We start from the raw sequence: 1199 nt of genomic DNA on the forward strand, positions 1-1199 counted from the left end.
ACCCCCGACATCCAGTCCGCCGCCAGCCTGCTCAGCAGCGGCGATGTGTATTCCGGGGCCTACAACTTTATGAGCAGCATCAGTGCCGGCGTCGATCCGCGCACCGGTGCGTTCTCGGCCTCGATCAGCCTGCCCACCGGCGCCGCCAATGATTTGCGCGGGCCCATCGGCCAATTGCATCTGAGCCATAGTCCGTTGATGGCTGCCGACCAGGGCTTTGGTCTGGGCTGGATGCTCGGCACCACCTCCTGGGACGGAGCCAGCCAGCAACTGCAGCTCAATTCCGGCGAGCGCTTTCGCGGTGAGATTGTCGGCCAGAGCATGCGTTTCCCCGATGTGCGCTTGCCGGTGGTAACGGTCACGGTGCAGCGTCAGGAAATGTGGGTCCGGCATAACGATGGCAGCTGTGAACGCCTGATCCCGCTGGCCGGACACCCGAGCCTGTGGGTGGTCAGCACCCTGGTGGGCGCCGACGGTAGCGCCTTGACCTTTGACTGGCGTTCGGTTGGCAATGGGGCGTACCTGCAAAAAGTCAGTGATGCCCAAGGCCGCACGGTGCTGGCTCTGGCCTACGAGGGCGTGACAACCCATCTGACCTTACAGCCGGATACCCCCGCACAGGTGGTGATGTCTTTTCACCGGGTCTCCGGGCAGTTGCGCCGGGTAACGGTGGACGGCCTTCCCGACAGCGGCTGGCAGTTTGAGTACACCCGCAGTGATTCAGGCCTGTTGCTGCTGAGCAAATGTACCCAGCCCACCGGCAGCACCGAGGAAGTGACCTACAGCGAGAGCAATGGTTTGAACTTGCCGGCCGGTGCTCCGTTCCCACGGATGCCGGTGGTCAGTCAGACCCGCAAGGACCCGGGGGACGGCCAGCCGGTGCAACTGGTTCGCTATGACTATGGGCTGTACGGCAGCAATAACTATTTTGGCTGGCCGGCGGTACGTCAGTGGCGTAATCGCGAAGACAACCTCTACCACCTGACCGGTGCCGGCGATTTTCTTTATGGCTCCACCGAAACCCTGATGGATGCCCGGGGTACTGTTTTACAAACAGTGTCCCGCACCTTTAACCGCTTCCACCTGCTGACCCGTGAACGCACGCAACAGGGCCAGACGCTGCAGGAAACCGAGACCACCTATTACGACGAGCCCTGGCTGCCCATTGCCCGGCAACTGCCGTATTTCCAGTTCCCGCA

1 protein-coding gene is annotated in these 1199 nt (G+C 62.2%); it reads left to right on the plus strand.

Annotated features, from left to right (window positions below; genetic code table 11):
• Positions 1-1199: hypothetical protein (locus WG29040_RS24415; RefSeq protein WP_165878391.1), on the plus strand; the 1199-nt coding region annotated here is incomplete at both ends.

The sequence above is a fragment of the Pseudomonas sp. PAMC 29040 genome, from assembly GCF_003994535.1.
GTDB classification, from domain to species: domain Bacteria; phylum Pseudomonadota; class Gammaproteobacteria; order Pseudomonadales; family Pseudomonadaceae; genus Aquipseudomonas; species Aquipseudomonas paraversuta.